Below are 18,521 nucleotides of genomic sequence, written 5' to 3'. Positions count from 1 at the left end.
CTCTATTACCTTATTTTAAATTAGTTACATATGTATTTTTTCTTATTTAAGTTTATTTATATATATATCATATTATTTTTTTTTTGAATATAAATATGGTTTATTAATTAGCTATTCTTTTGAATTTATAAAAAAAAAAACAATTTAAATTATAAGAATTTATTATTATTATAATTTTTTTTTTTGTGGATAACTTATTTAATTTATTGATTAATAAATATTTTTATTATTTAATAACCTGTGGATAAGATGTGAATTATAATGTATTAATATAAATTAACAATTTTAATATTTTTTTTAAAAAAGTTAAAATTTTTATAGACAAAAAAAATGAATATGTTAAAATAAATTTTTTTAAAATTAATATTTAAAAAAAAATTAAAAATTTTATAAAAAATTTAATATTATAAAAATTTTTGGAATATAATTCATATGAATCCTAAAATTGCATTAATTGGATCTCCTAATGTAGGAAAATCTAGTTTGTTTAATATCTTGACAAATAAAAAATCTATGTTAGTTTATAAAAAATCTGGAACAACTCGTGATAGAAATTTTGGAAAATTTTATTTTAAAAATAAAAAATTTTTTTTAATTGATACAGCTGGAATTGAATTGTCTTTTTTTAAAAAAAAGAAAAAAAAAAATAATTTATTAAATCAAATTAATTTACAAATTATTAAAACTATTAAAGAAGCAAATCTAATAATTTTTATGATTTCTTCTATTTTACCAATTTCTTCTTTAAATTTTTTAATTTTAAACAAAATTAAAAGAGAAAAAAAAAAAATTTTTTTATGTATCAATAAAATTGATAAAATTAAAAATTTTTTTATAGAAAAAGATTTTTATCAATTAGGAATTAAAAAAATTTATGCAATATCTTTAAGTCATCGTTTAGGACTTTCTATTTTTTTAAAAGATATTTTTGAATATTTTTATTCTAATAAAAAAAAAATAAATATTATTAATTCTGACTCGCAAAAAAATAATTTTTATTTTTTGCAAAAAAAAAATATTTTAAAAATTAAAATTTGTATTATTGGAAAATCTAATGTAGGAAAGTCTACTTTAATTAATACTTTAATTAATAAAAAAACATTAATTACTAGTTCATCTTTTGGAACTACACGTGATATAATTACTGTTCCTTTTTTCTATCAAAATATTAAATATATTTTTATGGATACTTGTGGTTTTAAAAAAAAAAAAAAACAAAATTTTTTAGAATATGTTTCTAGAATTAAAACTTTTAGTATATTAAATAAATGTGATATTATTTTATTATTATTCGATGCAAAAATAGGAATTACTTCTCAAGATTTATTTTTACTAAATTTAATTGTAAAAAAAGGTTATATTTGTTTAATATTTATTAATAAATGGGATTTTATTCCAAAAAATCAAAAAAATATTTATAAAAAAAATATTCTTGATCGTTTAAAATTTGTTTCATATTATAAAATTTTTTTTATTTCTGCTTTAAAAAAAATTGGTTTAAATTCTTTTTTTAATAATATTCAAAAAATTTATAATTATTCAAAAAAAAAATTTACCCCCCTTTTTTTAACAAATATTCTTCAAAAAGCAATATTAAAACATCCTGTTCATATGGGTACTTTAAATAAAAGAATTCGTTTAAAATATGCGCATTTAGGGGGAATAAATCCTTTAACAATTATTATTCATGGTACACAAACAAATTTTTTGAAATTATCATATCAAAAATATTTAAAAAATTTTTTTCAAAAAAAATTATTAATTTTTCATTCATCTATTCAAATTTTTTTTAAAAATAGTTTTAATCCTTTTTTTAAAAAAAAAAAATAATATTTTGATAAAATTTTTTAAATAATTAAGATTCTTGATTAAGAGTGTATAAAGGAATTTCAACAGAAATATCCGAAATACCTATTTTAGCTTGACATGCTAATCGACTATATTTTTCTAATCCCCAAGCTTTATCTAATAGATCTTCTTCTTTTTCTTGACAAATAGATAATGAATTAAATCCTTTTCTAATAATACAATGACATGTACAACATGCACATGATTTTTCACATGCATGTTCAATATTAATTTTATTTTCTAATGCTATATCTAAAATGCTTTTTCCTGGAACTGAAATTACAGTTATTCCTATAGGTAATAAAATTTTATGAGGGTAAAAAAAAATTTTAGGCATAATTCTCCATTTTTTTAAAAAATATATAAAAATATTATTTTTTTAAAATAATTAAATCAGTTTTTTTTTTATTATATATAAAATTTATTTTTTTTAAAATTTTTTTTAAAAAAAATAATTTATGTAATATATTTTGTATTTTTAAAATATTTTTTTTTTCAAATTCAATGTTAACTTTTATAAAATATTTTTTAATTTTTTTTTTAAGATTTAAAATAAAAATTAAAATTTTTTGAAAATTATTTTTAAGGTTTTTAAAATGCTCAATTTTTTCATATAATTCAAATTGTTTTATTAAAATTTTTTGATTAACTGTTTTTTTTATTATTTTTTTTTTAGCAATTAATAATAATAAATATTTAGCTCGTTTAAAATCATTTTTTAAAATTTGATATCCTTTGTTAATGTTTTGAGAATTAATTTTTTTGTCTAAAATATTAAAAAAATTTTTGTTAATTTTATCAGGATGATATTTAATTTGTAATTTATAAAAATTTTTTTTTAATAACTTTTTATTAATATAAAAATTTTGAGATATTTTAAATAATTTAAAATAATTAATTTTATTTTTTATATATTGCATATTTTTTTGTTTGGTTAAGTGCTGAATTTTTATGAAATATTTTCAGCACTAATGAAAAATTAAATTTTATTTATATTTTTTTATATTTTTATTTAACATATTTTTTGAAAGATAATTAGAAATAGCTCCTTTAATTGCATCTTCTGCTAATATTGAACAATGAATTTTTACAGGTGGTAAATTTAATTCTTTTACAATGGCTGTATTTTGAATTTTTGAAGCTTCTTTTAAAGTTTTTCCTTTAATCCATTCCGTCATTAAAGAACTTGATGCAATTGCAGATCCGCATCCATAAGTTTTAAAACAAGCATCTTCAATAATGCCTTTTTTATTTACTTTAATTTGTAATTTCATAACATCTCCACATGCTGGAGCTCCTACTAAACTAGTTCCAATATTTTTTTTTTTGCTACTAAATGAACCTACATTTCTAGGATTTTCATAATGATCTAAAACTTTTTTACTATATGTCATGATTTTTCTCATATATTTTAAATTATTTATTCCATATAATTTTTTCTATATTAATACCTTTTTGATACATTTCCCATAATGGTGAAAGTTCACGTAATTTTTGGATTGCTAAATGTATAGATTTAATTGTTATTTCAATTTCATGAATTGTAGTAAATCTACCTATAGAAAATCTAATAGAACTGTGAGCTAATTCATCTTTAATTCCCATAGCTCGTAATACATATGATGGTTCTAAACTTGAAGAAGTACAAGCAGATCCTGAAGAAATAGCTAAATTTTTTAAAGCCATTATTAAAGATTCACCTTCAACAAAATTAAAACTAATATTTAAAATATTGGATACACTATTTTTTAAATATGTATTTAAATAAATTTCTTCAATATTTTTTATACCATTCCATAATAAATTTTGTAATTTAGAATAATGTAAAATATCATTATACATTTCTTTTTTTAAAATTTTACAGGCTTCTCCTAAACCTACAATTTGATGAATAGGTAATGTACCTGAACGTAATCCTCGTTCATGACCACCTCCATGGATTTGTGAAGTTAAACGTATTCTTGGGCGACGTCGAACATATAATACTCCGATTCCTTTGGGTCCATATATTTTATGTCCAGAAAAGGATAACAAATCTATGTTTAATTTTTGTACATCAATTTTAAGTTTTCCAATACTTTGTGTAGCATCAATATGTAAAAATATTTTTTTATTTTTACAGATTTTACTAATTTTAGAAATATTTTGAATTATTCCTACTTCATTATTAACATGAATAATAGAAATTAATAGTGTATGTGGAAGGATTGTATTATTTAATTCATTTAAATTAATCATACCATATTTATTAGGTTTTAAATATGTTATTTGACATCCTTTACTTTCTAAATATCGACAACTATCTAAAACTGATTTATGTTCAATTTGACTCGTAATAATATGTGTATTTTTTTTTTTATGAAATTCATATAATCCTTTTATAGCTAAATTATTTGATTCTGTTGCTCCGGAAGTAAAAATTATTTCACGAGGATCAGCATTAATTAACTGTGCAATATTTTTTCTTGCTTTACAAATTGCTTTTTCAGCATCCCAACCAAATTGATGTGAACGAGAAGCTGAATTTCCAAAAATTCCAGTAAATAAAAAAAATTTTTTCATTTTTTTATATACTTTTAAATCAACAGGAGTAGTAGCTGCATAATCTAAATATATAGGTTGTTTCATATAAAATTCCAGAATTATTTATTTTAAAAAAAATATGATATTTTGAAAATTTTTTTTGATATAAATTTTTAAAAATATTTTATCAATTTTTAAATTAATGTTTTATAATTATTTTTATATTCTATTTTGAGATGTAGTTGTATTTTTAAAATAGTTTCTGTATAATTAATTTTATAATTTTATATTTTTAAATTTTTTAAAAGGGTGTAGTTCAATTTGGTAGATCATCGGTCTCCAAAACCGAGTGTTGGGGGTTCAAATCCCTCCACCCTTGTATTTTTTTATTATTTTTAAAAATATAGAATTTTTTAGTAATATAAATAATATCTAAAAAACTTTTAAAATCTTATCATATTTATCATTCTAATTAAATATATACATTTTTTTATATTTTATATTTTTTTTAAAAATAAAATATTTCAAATAAAATATTGAAAATTATAACTTTTTCTATGAGTAATTTTTTTATGCCTATTTATCGCTCTTCTACAACTATTAATGGTAGAAATATGGCTGGCGCTAGAGCATTATGGCGAGCTACTGGTGTTAAAGATCAAGATTTTGGGAAACCAATTATAGCTATTGTAAATTCATTTACAGAATTTGTGCCTGGACATATTCATTTACGTCATATAGGTTCTTTAATTTCTAAAGAAATTCAAAATTCTGGTGGTATTGCTAAGGAATTTAATACCATTGCAATAGATGATGGTATTGCTATGGGGCATAGTGGCATGTTATATTCTTTACCTTCTCGAGAATTGATTGCAGATTCTATTGAATACATGATTAATGCTCATTGTGTTGATGCTATGATTTGTGTTTCTAATTGTGATAAGATTACTCCTGGAATGTTGTTGGCAACTATACGTTTAAATATTCCTACAATTTTTGTTTCAGGTGGCCCAATGGAATCTGGAAAAATTATTTATAATAAAAAAATTATAAAAATTGATTTAGTAGATGCTATGGTACATGGTGCTGACAAAAATGTTTCTGATGAATTTTTAAAAGAAATTGAACAATCTGCTTGCCCTACGTGTGGTTCTTGTTCTGGAATGTTTACAGCAAATTCTATGAATTGTATTACGGAAGTATTAGGTTTATCTTTGCCTGGAAATGGTACTTTAGTTGCTACACATATTAATCGTAAAAATTTATTTTTAAAAGCAGGACGTTTAATTGTTAAAAATACAAAATTATATTATGAAAAAAATGATGAAAGTTTATTACCAAAAAATTTAATTACATATAAATCTTTGTATAATGCAATTGCTTTAGATATTGCTATGGGTGGTTCTACTAATACTATTCTACATATTTTAGCTTTAGCAGTTACAGCTCGAATTAATTTTTCTATGAAAGATATTAATCAAATTTCTAAAAAAATTCCTTATTTATGTAAAATTTCTCCAAATACCTCAAAATATCATATGGAAGATTTGCATCGTTCCGGTGGAATTATAGGAATTTTAATAGAATTACAAAAAAAAGGTTTATTAAAAAATTCTATAAAAAATATTTTAGGTATTACTTTTCAAAATTTATTAGAAAAATATAATATATTAACTACAAAAAATTTATATGTTAAAGATTTTTATTCTTCAGGTCCGTTAGGAAAAAAAACTCGTATTCCGTTTTCTCAAAATTTTAAATGGTTAACTTTAGATAAAGATCGTAAATTTGGTTGTATTCGTTCTTGTAAATATGCATATAATCAAATTGGTGGATTATCAGTATTATATGGTAATTTAGCTCCTAATGGAGCTTTGATTAAAACAGCGGGGATTAAAAATATGAAATTATATTTTATTGGTCCAGCTAAAGTTTATGAAAGTCAAGAAGAGGCTGTGCAAGCAATTTTGAATTCTAAAATTCAAAAAGGAGATGTAATTGTTATCCGTTATGAAGGTCCTTGTGGTGGTCCTGGAATGCAAGAAATGTTGTATCCGACTGCATTTTTAAAATCTATGAAATTAGATAAAGATTGCGCATTAATTACAGATGGTCGATTTTCAGGTGGTACTTCTGGCATTTCTATTGGTCATATTTCTCCTGAAGCTGCAAATTATGGTATTATAGCTTTAATTAAAAATGGAGATTTAATAGAAATTAATTTACCAAAAAAAGAAATTATTTTAAAAATTCATATGAAAGAATTAGAAAAAAGAAAAAATATAGAAAAAAAAAGAAAAAAATTTGCATATACACCGCAAAAAAGAGTAAGAATTTTATCTGATTCTTTAAAAATTTATGGTTTGTTAGCAACAAGTGCGGATACTGGAGCTATACGTGATATTACAAAAATTACTCGTAATCTTCGCAATATAAATTAATTTGTTTTTAAAAGGATATTTTTTAATGAAAAATTATTTTAATCAATTAAATTTTCGAGAAAAATTACAAGAATTACAAAATTGTCGAATTATGAAAAAAATGGAATTTTTAAATGCTTTAAATTTTTTAAAAAATAAAAAAGTAGTAATTGTAGGTTGTGGTTCTCAAGGATACAATCAGGGTTTAAATTTACGTGATTCTGGAATTTCAATTTCATATGCATTTCGAGAATCTTCTATACAGAAAAAAACTAAATCTTGGAATCGAGCAAAAAATGCTAAATTTTTTGTTGGTACATTAGAAGAATTAATTCCTAATGCAGATTTAGTTATTAATTTAACACCTGATAAAGAACATTCTTCAGTGGTTCAAATTTTACAACATTTAATGAAAAAAAATTCTTTTTTAGGGTATTCACATGGTTTTCATGTTATAGAAAATAATATGAAATTACGTTCTGACATTACTGTGATTATGGTCGCTCCTAAATGCCCTGGCACTGAAGTACGCGCAGAATTTTTAAAAGGATTTGGAGTTCCTGCATTATTAGCTGTACATCAAAAAAATAAATTTTTTCAAAAAGGATTTAATATTGCAAAAGCTTGGGCCGTTGGTTTGGGTTCTCATAAAGCTGGAATTTTAGAATCTTCTTTTTCAGCAGAAGTAAAATCAGATTTAATGGGTGAGCAAACAATTTTATGCGGTTTTTTACAATCTTGTTCATTAGCTTGTTATGAGCATTTAATTGAAAAAGGGTATGATTCGGAATATTCTATTTCATTATTACAATATGGATGGGAAAAATTATCTGAAGTAATAAAAATAGGTGGTATTACATTGTTATTTCAGCGGTTATCGAATTATGCTCAAATTCGTGCTTATAAATTATCTATAAAATTAAAAAAAATTTTATATCCTTTATTTATTCAACATATGGATGATATTATTTCTGGAAAATTTTCTCAAAAATTAATACACGATTGGAGCAATAATGATCAAAAATTATTATTATGGAGAAATTATTATAAAAATTTAGATTTTGAACGTTTAACCGGATATGATGCAAATTTTTTAAATGAAGAAGAATATTTTGAAAAATGTACGTTAATGGTTGCTATGTTAAAGGCTGGTATAGAGTTATCTTTTGAAATTATGGTTAATTCTGGAATTATGAAAGAATCGGCATATTTTGAATCTTTACATGAATTACCTTTAATTGCAAATACGATTTCTAGAAAACGTTTATATGAAATGAATCAAGTTATTTCAGATACAGCAGAATATGGTAATTATTTATTTACAAATAATGCTTTACCAATTTTGAAAAAATTTTTAAAAAAAATTAAGAATAGTGATTTAGGTGAATCTCTTGTCGTACATCGTATTGACAATAAAAAATTAAATTTTTTACATGAAAAAATTTCGAAGCATCCAATAGAATTAATTGGAAAAAAATTAAGATCATATATGTATTCTATGAAATTACAAAATTAATCTTATATTTTTTTAGAGAAAATTTTTTAAAAACATTTTTAAAAAATATATATTAGTAAAATCTTTTAATAAAATAAAAATATTTTTTAGAATTTCTTATGAAATTAAATTTAATACAAAAAAAAGCTATTAAAAAAGTTATTGGTCCTTGTTTGATTTTAGCTGGTGCTGGATCTGGTAAAACAAGTGTTATTATTAATAAAATTATTCAATTAATAAAATTTTATCATTATAAACCGAATTCTATTATTACTGTAACATTTACTAATAAAGCAGTATATGAAATTAAAAATCGTTTAAAAAAAATTTTAACTTCTAATGAAATGTCTTCTATTATTATTTCAACATTTCATTCTTTTGGTATGCGTATTATCCGTCAAGAATATCGTTTTTTAAATATTAAAAAAAATTTTACTTTATTAAATGAAAATGAAAAAATTAAAATTTTAAAAAATTTAATTTGTTTTCAAAAAAATATAAAAAAAGAGGTTATTAAAAAGATTTTATTAAAAATTTCTTTTTGGAAACAAAAATTGTTATTACCTAAAGACATCTGTAATTTATCAAAAAATGTATCGCAACAATTACTTTTAACTTATTATAAGCAATATGAACGATATTTAAAATTGCATAATATGATAGATTTTGATGATTTAATTTTATTACCTACTTTATTGTTACAAAAAAATTTAAAAATACAATTAAAATGGCGTAAAAAAATTCAATATTTATTAATTGATGAATATCAAGATACTAATTTAAGTCAATATGCATTATTAAAAACATTAATGAATATTAATTCTAACTTTACTATTGTAGGTGATAATGATCAGTCAATTTATTCATGGCGAGGTGCTCAACAAAAAATTTTTTTTTTCTTAAAAAAAGATTTTCCTACTTTAAATATAATTAAAATGGAACAGAATTATCGTTCTTCTGGTCGTATTTTAAAAGTAGCAAATGCTTTAATTTCATATAATCCCATATTTTATAAAAAAAAATTATTTTCTACATTAGAATATGGAGATTTCATACAAATTGAAGAAGCAGAACATGAATTTGATGAAGCTAAAAAAGTTATAAAATTTATCCAAAAGCATCAAAAAATTCATAAATTAAATTATTTTGAATATGCGATTTTATATCGGAACAATTATCAATCAAAAATATTAGAAACAGAATTAATTAGTCAAAAAATTCCATATACATTAAATGACGAACAATCTTTTTTTGAGAAAATTGAAATAAAAGATTTATTAGCATATTTAAGACTAATTATTAATCCTTCAGATGATTTAGCTTTTATTCGTATTATTAATGTTCCGAATCGACGATTAGGGAAAGTTACAATATTAAAATTAAAAAAAGTTGCAATACAAAATAATTTAAATTTATTAGATACATGCATTTTTAAAAATTTAACATTTTTTTTTAATTCTAAAGTAATATTAATTTTAAATAATTTTTTTAAATGGATTTTAAAATTAACTAAAATTTTATATAATATGCCATATAAAATTTTAGATATTATTATTTCAGATCTTAAATATTTACATTGGACACAAAAGCGTCTTAAGGAACCTTCATTATTTAAACATGCTATAGAAAATATTCAGTTTTTTTCGAAATGGTTAAAAAAAACTTTATTAGATAGTAAAAATAAAAATTCAAAAAATTTAATTGAAATTTTATCTTATTTTTTATGTGGTGAAAATTTAGATTCTTTATATCAATCTAATAATAAAATGAATACATTACAATTAATGACTTTACACTCTTCAAAAGGTTTAGAATTTTCAGTGGTTTGTATAATTGGAGTAGAAGAAGGCATTTTACCACATAAAAAAAGTATTCTTTTAAATAATATTGTTGAAGAAAGACGTTTGTTATATGTAGGCATGACTCGAGCAAAAAAACAATTATTTTTGAGTTTTTGTAAAAAAAGATATTATTTTGGAACTACAATATTAACGTTACCAAGTCGTTTTTTAAATGAATTACCTAAAATAGATTTGTTATGGTACAAAATGGATTTTACTAAATCAGTTAAAATATTACATAATATAAAATATTTGAAAAATTTTCGTAATATGTTAATTTCAAAAAAATGATTTTTAAAATTTTTCAAAAATAATATTTTTATATAATTTATTAAATAAAATTTTTTTTATAATTTAATAATTTTAATTAAGGAAATATAATATGGTTTTAAATAAAATTTTCAAGTTTACTGATAAAAATTTTGAACAGAAAATTTTGTTAGAAAAAAAATATATTTTAGTAGATTTTTGGGCAGATTGGTGTAATCCGTGTAAGATCTTATCGCCACTATTAGATGAATTAGTTGATCAATATTCTGAAAATTTAATTATTGGAAAAATTAATATAGAAAAAAATCCTGAGATTCCAGTTAAATATTCTATTAGGAGTATTCCAACATTATTGTTATTTTATAAATCGAATATTGTAGCAACTCAAATTGGAGCACTTTCTAAAAATGAATTAATAGATTTTTTAAATAAAAATATTACATAAAAAATATTTTGCAAAAATGGAGATAAGTGTTTTTTATAAAATTAAATTTACAAATCTTTTTTTAAAAAAAATACATATATCATTGTTTATTTATCATCTGGAGAAAAGAAAAATTTTAAAATTTTTAATTTTTTTGTTACCTTAGTACACAGTTTTTATCTGCATTTTTATTAGGAAATAAAAATGTTTTTTATTTTTTAAAAACAAATTACGTATTAAAATGATAATATTTTCTGTGGTACCAGGGGAAAGACAATATTTTAAAATTTTCTCTGAAATTCTGAATAACTCATAATTATGAATCTTACCACATTAAAAAATACATTAGTCTCTAAACTTTTAAGGTTAGGTGAAGGTATTGGTCTTGAAAATTTAGCGCGTATGCGTAAACAAGACATTATTTTTTCAATTTTAAAACAACATTCCAAAAGTGGAGAAGATATTTTTGGAGATGGAGTATTAGAGATTTTACAAGATGGTTTCGGGTTTTTACGTTCTTCAGATAGTTCATATTTAGCTGGTCCTGATGATATTTATGTGTCTCCTAGTCAAATTAGACGGTTTAATTTAAGAACAGGTGATACAATTTCAGGAAAAATACGACCTCCTAAAGAAGGGGAACGATATTTTGCATTATTAAAAGTTAATAAAGTCAATTATGATAAACCTGAAAATTCTCGTAATAAAATTTTATTTGAAAATTTAACTCCTTTACATGCAAATTCTCGATTAAAAATGGAACGTGGTAATGGAACTGTAGAAGATTTAACTGCTAGAGTCTTAGATTTAGCTTCTCCTATTGGACGTGGGCAGCGTGGATTGATAGTAGCACCCCCAAAAGCTGGGAAGACTATGTTATTACAAAATATTGCGCAAAGTATCGCTTATAATCATCCAGATTGTGTATTAATGGTATTATTAATTGATGAAAGACCAGAAGAAGTTACTGAAATGCAACGTTTAGTAAATGGTGAAGTGATTGCATCTACATTTGACGAACCAGCATCAAGACATGTTCAAGTATCAGAAATGGTAATTGAAAAAGCTAAACGTTTAGTAGAACATAAAAAAGATGTGATTATTCTTTTAGATTCTATTACTCGTTTAGCGAGAGCTTATAATACTGTAGTTCCAGCTTCCGGAAAAGTATTAACAGGGGGTGTAGATGCAAATGCTCTACATCGTCCTAAAAGATTTTTTGGAGCAGCTCGAAATGTGAAAGAGGGTGGTAGTTTAACTATTATTGCTACTGCATTAATTGATACTGGATCTAAAATGGATGAGGTAATTTACGAAGAATTTAAAGGTACAGGAAATATGGAACTACCATTATCACGTAAAATTGCAGAAAAACGTGTTTTTCCAGCTATAGATTATAATAGATCTGGTACACGTAAAGAAGAATTATTAACTACTATGGATGAATTACAAAAAATGTGGATTTTACGAAAAATTATGCACCCAATGAATGAAATTGATGCTATGGAATTTTTATTAAATAAATTATCTATGACAAAAACTAATCATGATTTTTTTGATATGATGAAGCGTTCTTAATATTTTTTAATAGATATTAATAAAAAATTTTATTAAATAAAAAAAATATTAATTTTTGAAATTAAATATTTTTAATTTTATATAAATTATTCATATAAATATTTTTTTAATAAATAAATTTTTTATATTTTTTTTATATTTTTTTTTAAAAAAGCTAGATTTTTATTAAATAATGTATATAATAAAATAAATACATTAATAAATATATATTTTTTAATAATAAATATTTTTAAACGTTCGTAGCTTAATTGGATAGAGCATTACTTTCCGAAAGTAAAGATTTCAGGTTCGAGTCCTGTCGAACGTAAATAATTTTTATAAAATTTTATAGTTTTTTGGTGATTATAGCTCAGTAGGTAGAGCTCTGGATTGTGATTCCAGTGGTCATGGGTTCAAATCCCATTAATCACCCAAATATAAATTTAAAAAAAATTTTTTAAAATTTTAAAATTTTAAAAAAAAATTAAATTTCGGCGAATAGCGCAGTATGGTAGCGCAACTGGTTTGGGACCAGTAGGTCAGAGGTTCAAATCCTCTTTCGCCGATAAATTTTATATTTTTGAATTTTTTAAATTATTTTCATAAAAATTTTTTTTAATATTTTAAACAATTCTAGGTGAGTTCTTTTGCATTTCCATTTTTTTTTTAAATATTCAAAGTAATATCCTTTATCTTTTGTTGCCATCCATAATTGATTTAAAGATTTTTGAATAGTAAAAATAATTTTTTGTGTATTTGGAAAAATAATTTTTAAAGTATAATCTTCTTGTAATATATCTAAATCTATCATAGAGTATTTTTTTTCAATTTTTTTTTCAATTTTTTTGTAAGTATGTTTAATTAGTTTTAAAAAATTTTTTTTTGTCATTTGATTTTCTTATTTTTTATTATATTTTTAATTTTTTTGTATTTTATTGTATTCGAAGGTTTTTTATAAGTTTTTAAAAAGGAAAATTTTTATGTGTAATTATAAATATCAAGTAAAATTTTCGAAAATGCATGGATTAGGTAATGATTTTATGGTAGTAAGCACAATTAATCAACATTTTTTTTTTCAAAAAAATTAATTATACAATGGGCACATAGAACAAGAGGAATTGGATTTGATCAATTATTAATTTTAAATAATTCTTCATGTAAAATTTCTGATTTTGAATATAAAATTTTTAATTCAGAAGGAACGGAAGTTGAACAATGCGGTAATGGGGCTCGTTGTATTGGGTTATATTGTTTTATGCATACTATGTTTTTAAAAAAAAAAATTGTTTTAAAAACTAAAAAACAGTATTTATATTTAAAAATTTTAAAAAATAATTTTGTTCAAGTAAATATGGGTATTCCAAAATTCTCTCCCCAGGCTGTTTTTTATAATTTTCCAAAAAATCAATTATATTATAAAATTAAAATTTTAGATATAGTTTATAATATGAGTATAGTTTCTTTAGGTAATCCTCATTGTATAATTTTAGTTAAAAATTTAAAAAATTTTCCTGTATATGAAATAGGTTCTAAATTGTCTACACATAAAAGTTTTTCTCAAGGTGTTAATGTAGGATTTGTTGAAATTGTAAATTCTGAAAAGATTTATTTGCGAGTATATGAAAGGCATGTTGGAGAAACTGAAGCATGCGGAAGTGGAGCATGTGCAGCAGTGGCTGTTGGTATACGAAATTTATTATTAGGAAATATTGTCGAAGTAATATTACCTGGAGGTATATTAAAAATTTTTTGGAAAGGTAATAAAAATTTTTTATATATGACTGGTCCTGCTACACATGTATATGATGGTATTCTTTCGTATTAGTTTTTTTTGAAAAAATATTAATATAAAACATTTTTTTAAATCTTAATATTAAATTTTTTAATAAAATTTTTTAAAACAATATTTTGTTAGTATGGAATTATGTTATAATATTAAAAATTTTTTAAATATTTTTTTTAAAAAAAATATTTTTTTTAAAATAAATTTATATTAATAGTTATGTAGTTTTTAAAGGGTAAAAATTTTATGTCATCTATTTTTGTTCAAAATTCTTTATTTCCTTATTTACATTCAATAAATAGAAAAAATAAAAAAAATTCTGTTAAGTTAGAAGATGTTCCTGAAAAAATAGAACAATATACAAATATTCAAAATCCTGAAGAATATAACATTTCTACAAATGTTTCTCCGGTTTTACAAAAAAATATTGAAAATATTACAGAAATTAAAAATGATCAAAGTTCAATTTTTTTAAAAGATAATTCAGAAGAATTAGATCTTGAAGAGCAAGAATTTTTAAGAAATGATATAGATGATATGGAGCATTATGATGAAATGGATTTAACATCTTTATTATCTGAAGAAACACAAAATTTTATTGATCCTATGAGAAAATATGAAAATAAAATTTCATTTGAAAAATCCTCTAAATCAAGATTAAAAAAAAACTTTGAAGAAGGAGATTATTTAAATGCTTTTTTAAATTCAGGAACAGATATCTTAAATGTTCCTAAAATCTCTTGGATACCTATAGCTCGAGGTGTTTCAAGTATTTTTTCTTGGTTTGATGATTTTTCTTCTGATCTTAATAATGAGATTAAAAAGCCTGAATTTCCTTCATTACAAGAAGAGATAGAAAGTACTAAAGAATTTCAAGATATTTTAAAAAATTATCATATAGTTTCTTCTCATGATAATTTAACAAAAAAAATTGAAATTCCTAAAAATTGTGATTCTTCTTATCTATTAGAGAAACATCATTTTTCTGATAAAAATATTGAAAGATTTCAAAAAGATAAACAACATAACATTTCTTCACAATTATCTTTAAATTTTCCTTGGAAAATTTTAAGAGCTTCTAATCATTCTTTAAATACTGCTATATTATCTGATTTAATGCATAAAGCATATGAAGATTTATCTACTACAAATTCTTTAGATGAAAGATTTTTAAATTCTATTGATGATACTAATTATATTATAAATGGAAAATTAGTTACTAATGAAAATCCTCAAGAAGTTATGGATTTAATTAAAAAAGAAATTCCAAATTTTAATACACAGCAATTACTTTCTATATATGCACATTCAGGTTTGTTACAAGAACCATTAAGAAATTTAGAATTACGTTATCCTAATTTAGATACACAAAATATTTTTGATATGTTAACTACTTATGAAATTAATGAAATGAAACATGGGAAATTACACGTAACAATTACGAGATTAGTAGATTTATATCCCTCAGAAAATCCTGATTCATCGGAAAAAGAAGTACAAAAATATGGATTACGTACTGATATGATATTAACTAAATATGCTAATCCTTTTATTAAATATTCGTATTTTGTTTCTTAATATTTTTTGTATTTTTTTTTGAAAATTGATTCCTATATTTTTTATAAGAATCAATTTTTTAAAATTTTAATATTTCAAGATTTTAATATTTTTATTTTTAATAAATATTTAAAAAAATTACCAATATTTTTCTGTTGTAATATGACCCGGTTTTTTACGTAAATTTTTTGTCATATTTCGGTATTTTATTAAGATATTTTGAGTATCAATAATCATATTGGGATTGCCACATAACATTACATGTGAATTTTTTGGATCTAAAGGTATTTTAATTAAATTTTCTATTTTAAAATTTTTAATTAATTTTGGTATTCTTCCGAATAAATATTTTTGATTTTTTTCTTGACTCAAAATAATTTTAAAAATTAAACGATTTCTATAAATTTTTTGTAATCTTTTTAATATAAATAAATAATTTACATCTTTTAAAAATTTTACAGAATATATTAAAATAATTTTTTCAAATTTTTTTATTTTTAATGAATTTTCTTGTAATATAGATAAATAAGGACCAATAGCTGTTCCTGTAGCAAACATCCATAAATTTTTACAAATTGGAATTTCTTGAAGTGTAAAATATCCTGAAGGTTTTTTATATACAAAAATTTTTTTTGGAAAAAAATTATATAAATAAGGAGTAAATGTTCCATTAGGAATTAAGAGAATATAAAATTCTAAATTTTTATTTTTTGGTGCATTTACAAAAGAATAAGCTTTTTGTATTCTTTTTTTTTTTGGTGTAAAATATGACAATTTTGTAAATTGTCCTGCTTGAAATTCATCAATAGCAGCTTGTAAAGTAATTGTGAATAATTTGTGACTCCATTTTTTTAATTTTAGTTTTGTACTTTCAATCCACATTATTAATTTATCCTATTTTTTAAAAATGATATTATTATTTGATATTTAAAAGATGATTTTAAAATAAATATTTTAGATTTTTTTTATAAATATTTTTTGAAAAATTATTATTTTTTATTATAAAAAATTTTTGAAACAAATTAATAAATTTTATATATTTTTAAAGGTGATCTAATGTTTTTAGAAATTTTTATGAAATTAGAAAAAAAAGTACAAATTGCTATTGATACTATTATGTCTTTAAAAGATTCTATACAAAATTTAAAATTAGAGAAAGAAAATTTAAAAAAGGAAATTTTAAAAATTGAGATTTTAAAAAAAACCGTTGAAGAAAAAAATAAAATCTTAAAAAAAGAGCAAAAAGACTGGAAAAATAAATTAAAATTGTTATTAATTGAAATAGATTCTAAAAATGCTAATTTTTTAAAATAAAAATTTTTATTTTATAAAAATAATTTAAAATAATTATTTAGGGAATAAATTATATTTTAAATGAATAAAAATTTTTAAATTATTGCCTTTCATAGACTAAGGTCTAAGATCGGCAATTTTGTATTTTAAAAATAATAAAAAATTTTTTATAAAATAAATCGACTTAAATCAGGATTAATTAATAATTTATTTAATTGTTGTTTTACATATTTTTTATCAATAAAAATTTTTTTTCCTTTGTTTTCTTCACAATTATAAGATATTTCTTCCATTAATTTTTCTAATATAGTATATAAACGTCTTGCGCCTATATTTTCAATAGTTTCATTCAGTTTCCAGGAAGCTTCAGCAATTTTTTGAATACCATTTTTTGTAAAAATTATTTCAATATTTTCAGTTTTCATTAATTCTTGATATTGTAATGTAATAGAATTTTTAGTTTCTGTTAAAATTTTTTTAAAATCTTGAATATTTAATGGATTTAATTCTACTCTAATAGGTAATCTTCCTTGTAGTTCAGGAATTAAATCTGAAGGACTAGAAATTTGAAAAGAACCAGAGGCAATAAAAAGGATATGATCAGTTTTTACACTTCCGTATTTTGTAGAAACTGTACAACCTTCGATTAAAGGTAATAAATCACGCTGCACGCCTTCACGTGAAATTTCCGCACCTGAAGTACTTTGATTTTGTCGACATATTTTATCTATTTCATCAATAAAAACAATACTATTTTGTTCTACAGAATAAATAGCTTTTTTTTTTAATTCTTCAAAATTTATTAATTTAGCTGCTTCTTCTTCAGATAACAATAACATTGCATCTTTAATTTTTACTTTTTTGATTTTTTTTTTAGGACCATTCAAATTTTGGAATAAAGATTGAAGTTGATTTGTAAGTTCTTCCATTCCAGGGGGCGACATTATTTCAATACCTATAGGTGGATTGGAAACTTGAATTTCAATTTCTTTATGATCTAATTCTCCTGATTGTAATTTTTTTCTAAAAATTTCTATTGTTTTTGTAGGAATTTTTTGAGGAATTTTAGAATCTAAATTATTTTTAGGAATAGGAATTAAAATTTTTAAAATTTTTTCTTCAGCTAATTTTAAAGCATATTTTTTATTTTTTTTTATTTTTTTTAAGCGAATCATTTTAATAGCTAGTTCCATTAAGTCTCTAATAATAGAATCTACTTCTTTTCCTACATATCCTACTTCTGTAAATTTTGTTGCTTCTACTTTAATAAAAGGAGCATTTACTAGTTTAGCTAATCTTCTAGCAATTTCTGTTTTTCCTACTCCTGTGGGGCCGATCATTAAAATATTTTTTGGAGTAATTTCCGATCTTAATTCAGAATTTAATTGCATACGACGCCAACGATTACGAAGCGCGATAGAAACTGCTTTTTTTGCATTTTTTTGACCAATTATAAATTTATTAAGTTCTTGAACAATTTTTTTAGGAATTAGTTCCGACATGAATTTTT

At 21.5% G+C, this 18,521-nt stretch carries 15 protein-coding genes, 4 tRNA genes and 1 pseudogene; 13 read left to right on the top strand and 7 right to left on the bottom strand.

Annotated elements, in window-relative coordinates:
• Positions 1-432: 432 nt before the first annotated feature.
• Positions 433-1,830 (top strand): ribosome biogenesis GTPase Der, encoded by a 1,398-nt coding sequence (gene der / locus RJT25_RS02055; protein ID WP_343126547.1) that lies wholly within the window; start codon positions 433-435, stop codon positions 1,828-1,830.
• A 25-nt stretch (positions 1,831-1,855) separates the two neighbouring features.
• On the opposite strand, the gene fdx is transcribed toward der, so the two are convergent.
• The 4 genes from fdx to RJT25_RS02035 all read right to left on the bottom strand — a co-directional run bounded on the left by fdx (position 1,856) and on the right by RJT25_RS02035 (position 4,476).
• Entirely contained in the window at positions 1,856-2,185 is a 330-nt protein-coding gene (gene fdx / locus RJT25_RS02050; RefSeq protein WP_343126546.1) for an ISC system 2Fe-2S type ferredoxin, read from the bottom strand.
• Positions 2,186-2,219: 34 nt separating this feature from the next.
• Entirely contained in the window at positions 2,220-2,768 is a 549-nt protein-coding gene (gene hscB, locus RJT25_RS02045) for a Fe-S protein assembly co-chaperone HscB (RefSeq protein ID WP_343126545.1), read from the bottom strand.
• Positions 2,769-2,834: 66 nt separating this feature from the next.
• The gene (gene iscU / locus RJT25_RS02040; protein ID WP_343126544.1) at positions 2,835-3,242 is read right to left on the bottom strand and encodes a Fe-S cluster assembly scaffold IscU; all 408 of its coding nucleotides are present in this window, start codon (positions 3,240-3,242) and stop codon (positions 2,835-2,837) included.
• A gap of 22 nt (positions 3,243-3,264) precedes the next feature.
• Positions 3,265-4,476 carry an IscS subfamily cysteine desulfurase gene (locus tag RJT25_RS02035; RefSeq protein ID WP_343126543.1) on the bottom strand — a complete coding sequence of 404 codons (1,212 nt, stop codon included), beginning with the start codon at positions 4,474-4,476 and terminating at the stop codon, positions 3,265-3,267.
• A gap of 200 nt (positions 4,477-4,676) precedes the next feature.
• Here RJT25_RS02035 and RJT25_RS02030 point away from each other — a divergent pair.
• The 9 genes from RJT25_RS02030 to RJT25_RS01990 all read left to right on the top strand — a co-directional run bounded on the left by RJT25_RS02030 (position 4,677) and on the right by RJT25_RS01990 (position 12,944).
• Positions 4,677-4,750: transfer RNA gene (locus RJT25_RS02030), tRNA-Trp, on the top strand.
• 193 nt (positions 4,751-4,943) lie between these two features.
• Positions 4,944-6,812 (top strand): dihydroxy-acid dehydratase, encoded by a 1,869-nt coding sequence (gene ilvD / locus RJT25_RS02025; RefSeq protein WP_343126542.1) that lies wholly within the window; start codon positions 4,944-4,946, stop codon positions 6,810-6,812.
• Between the two features lie 25 nt (positions 6,813-6,837).
• Positions 6,838-8,307, top strand: a complete 1,470-nt coding sequence (gene ilvC, locus RJT25_RS02020; RefSeq protein ID WP_343128838.1) for a ketol-acid reductoisomerase — start codon at positions 6,838-6,840, stop codon at positions 8,305-8,307.
• Positions 8,308-8,405: 98 nt separating this feature from the next.
• Complete coding sequence (locus RJT25_RS02015; protein ID WP_343126540.1) at positions 8,406-10,418, top strand: UvrD-helicase domain-containing protein; 2,013 nt, start codon at positions 8,406-8,408, stop codon at positions 10,416-10,418.
• A gap of 91 nt (positions 10,419-10,509) precedes the next feature.
• Positions 10,510-10,842, top strand: coding sequence for a thioredoxin (gene trxA / locus RJT25_RS02010; RefSeq protein ID WP_343126539.1), 333 nt, complete (start codon positions 10,510-10,512; stop codon positions 10,840-10,842).
• A 297-nt stretch (positions 10,843-11,139) separates the two neighbouring features.
• On the top strand, positions 11,140-12,399 hold the full coding sequence (gene rho, locus RJT25_RS02005) for a transcription termination factor Rho (protein WP_343126538.1): 1,260 nt from the start codon (positions 11,140-11,142) through the stop codon (positions 12,397-12,399).
• Positions 12,400-12,632: 233 nt separating this feature from the next.
• Positions 12,633-12,706: transfer RNA gene (locus RJT25_RS02000), tRNA-Arg, on the top strand.
• A gap of 31 nt (positions 12,707-12,737) precedes the next feature.
• Positions 12,738-12,810 (top strand) — tRNA-His (locus RJT25_RS01995).
• 60 nt (positions 12,811-12,870) lie between these two features.
• Positions 12,871-12,944 (top strand) — tRNA-Pro (locus RJT25_RS01990).
• Positions 12,945-12,967: 23 nt separating this feature from the next.
• Here the strand turns inward: RJT25_RS01990 and cyaY are convergent.
• On the bottom strand, positions 12,968-13,267 hold the full coding sequence (gene cyaY / locus RJT25_RS01985; RefSeq protein WP_343126537.1) for an iron donor protein CyaY: 300 nt from the start codon (positions 13,265-13,267) through the stop codon (positions 12,968-12,970).
• Positions 13,268-13,358: 91 nt separating this feature from the next.
• Between cyaY and dapF the strand changes: the two are divergent.
• Positions 13,359-14,203: pseudogene (gene dapF / locus RJT25_RS01980) on the top strand (diaminopimelate epimerase).
• A 204-nt stretch (positions 14,204-14,407) separates the two neighbouring features.
• Positions 14,408-15,739: a hypothetical protein gene (locus RJT25_RS01975; protein WP_343128837.1), complete on the top strand. Its 1,332-nt coding sequence runs from the start codon at positions 14,408-14,410 to the stop codon at positions 15,737-15,739.
• Positions 15,740-15,856: 117 nt separating this feature from the next.
• Here RJT25_RS01975 and RJT25_RS01970 read toward each other — a convergent pair whose 3' ends face one another.
• Positions 15,857-16,600 (bottom strand): FAD-binding oxidoreductase, encoded by a 744-nt coding sequence (locus tag RJT25_RS01970; protein WP_343126535.1) that lies wholly within the window; start codon positions 16,598-16,600, stop codon positions 15,857-15,859.
• 174 nt (positions 16,601-16,774) lie between these two features.
• Here RJT25_RS01970 and zapB point away from each other — a divergent pair, with 174 nt between their 5' ends.
• A complete protein-coding gene (gene zapB, locus RJT25_RS01965) occupies positions 16,775-17,032 on the top strand; it encodes a cell division protein ZapB (RefSeq protein WP_343126534.1) in 258 nt (85 codons plus the stop codon).
• A 146-nt stretch (positions 17,033-17,178) separates the two neighbouring features.
• Here zapB and hslU read toward each other — a convergent pair whose 3' ends face one another.
• Positions 17,179-18,513 (bottom strand): ATP-dependent protease ATPase subunit HslU, encoded by a 1,335-nt coding sequence (hslU, locus tag RJT25_RS01960; protein ID WP_343126533.1) that lies wholly within the window; start codon positions 18,511-18,513, stop codon positions 17,179-17,181.
• Positions 18,514-18,521: the final 8 nt, after the last annotated feature.

The organism is Buchnera aphidicola (Nippolachnus piri) (assembly GCF_039383305.1).
Classification (GTDB): Bacteria; Pseudomonadota; Gammaproteobacteria; order Enterobacterales; family Enterobacteriaceae; genus Buchnera_F; species Buchnera_F aphidicola_AZ.
The sequence above is the reverse complement of the archived record's forward strand: the minus strand, read 5'-3'. Positions and strand labels throughout refer to the sequence as shown.